General features: G+C 62.8%; 1 protein-coding gene. It reads right to left on the bottom strand.

Annotated features, from left to right (window positions below; all coding sequences use genetic code 11):
- The coding region (locus J5M73_RS31340) for a hypothetical protein (RefSeq protein WP_207816955.1) at positions 1-457 on the bottom strand (457 nt) is incomplete at both ends.

The raw sequence follows: 457 nt of genomic DNA, 5'->3' as shown, positions 1-457 counted from the left end.
GCGCACGCGCTCGCCCAGCGATGGCGAAGCGGCAACAATCGACAGCAAGCCGTCCAGCCACTGCACCCATGCCGCATCATCCCGCACTTTCGCCGGTTCCAGCACGAAGACCATCGCAGGAAAGATATCCGGGTGATGACGCATCAGACTGTCCGCGACCGTGAGCAGATGCAGCACCGGAGATGCACCATCATTACGCGGCGGCGCCTGCCAGTCGGCTTGCAGCCCCTGCGCATACGACGCCTCACGCCGGCTGTCGTAAAACGCGACGAGCTCATCCGTCAGCGCCTGCGCATAACGCGCTTCGTTCACGAATCTCGCGCGCATCGTCCGCACCGCACACGACGTTTCTTCCTGCCCCTGAAAATACAACTGCACGAGCTGTGCGTCGGTCTCGTCCGTCTGCCAGATCATCAATCGCGCGGCCGGATCTTTCGCGAAACGCATCCAGTCCGCG

Source organism: Pseudomonas sp. 50_B (assembly GCF_017491625.1).
In the GTDB taxonomy this organism is placed as follows: Bacteria; Pseudomonadota; Gammaproteobacteria; order Pseudomonadales; family Pseudomonadaceae; genus Aquipseudomonas; species Aquipseudomonas danubii.
This window is presented reverse-complemented; position numbering and strand designations above follow the sequence as displayed.